The sequence below is a fragment of the Streptomyces chilikensis genome (genome assembly GCF_001642695.1).
GTDB classification, from domain to species: domain Bacteria; phylum Actinomycetota; class Actinomycetes; order Streptomycetales; family Streptomycetaceae; genus Streptomyces; species Streptomyces chilikensis.
Map to the genome: position 1 here is coordinate 2,889,768 of NZ_LWCC02000005.1, position 894 is coordinate 2,890,661.

Here is an 894-nt window from a genome sequence, read left to right on the forward strand (position 1 = left end):
GCCGCCCAGCGGCACCGCCTCGTCGTTCCACGAGTCGCCGGGGCCCGGCGCGGGCGGCACCTCCAGCACCAGGAAGTCGACCTCGGCCAGCTGCGGCCAGCGCCGCTCCAGCCGTTCCACCGAGTCCTGCACCAGGTCGGCGAAGAGTTCGGCGCGGCTCGCGGCGAGCGGAACCTGCGGGGGCGCGATCGGGCCGCGCATGCCGCGGCCGTGGCGGTCCCGCCGACGGGGCCCGGGGCCCGGGGGGCGGGGCGGTACGGGATTGTCCATCACCGGTGCAGCGTAATGGCCCCGGCTCCGCCGCGCCCGCCCCCGCGTGGAGTCCCGCTTGTGGTGTTTTGCCGCCCGTGTCGCCGCGACACGAGCGGGTGACCTAGGGGAGAGTCGTCGCGGCCCGCTCAAGAGTGCGGTACCGTCCATCGTCGTGAGCCCTGTACGTCGCTGTTCGCGCACCGCCTGCGGCCGACCCGCCGTCGCGACGCTGACGTACGTCTACGCCGACTCGACCGCGGTCCTCGGCCCGCTCGCCACCTACGCCGAACCCCACTGCTACGACCTGTGCGCCGAGCACTCCGAGCGCCTCACCGCCCCGCGCGGCTGGGAGGTCGTCCGGCTCCTCGACGGCTCGGCCCCCGCCCGCCCCAGCGGGGACGACCTCGAGGCCCTCGCCAACGCCGTGCGCGAGGCGGCCCGTCCGCCGGAGCGCGCCGCCGAGGGCGGCGGCAGCGCGGCCCGGCCCGGCGACCCCGTGCAGGGCCCCCGCCGTCACCTCCGCGTGCTGCGCTCGCCGGACAACTGACGCCCCGCCGGGAATTCCCCGGCGTCCGTCCGCCGGACGGCGACCGCGCGCCCGCGACGGACGTCGGCCCCCGCGGAACCCCGCCGTCGCCCGCG

General features: G+C 78.1%; 1 protein-coding gene and 1 pseudogene. One reads left to right on the forward strand and one right to left on the reverse strand.

From position 1 onward, the window contains the following. Window positions 1-201: pseudogene (locus A2U95_RS32660) on the reverse strand (metallopeptidase family protein); the annotation flags it as partial. A 223-nt stretch (window positions 202-424) separates the two neighbouring features. Between A2U95_RS32660 and A2U95_RS12950 the strand changes: the two are divergent. Then, the gene (locus tag A2U95_RS12950; protein ID WP_206282874.1) at window positions 425-799 is read left to right on the forward strand and encodes a DUF3499 domain-containing protein; all 375 of its coding nucleotides are present in this window, start codon (window positions 425-427) and stop codon (window positions 797-799) included. Window positions 800-894 lie beyond the last annotated feature (95 nt).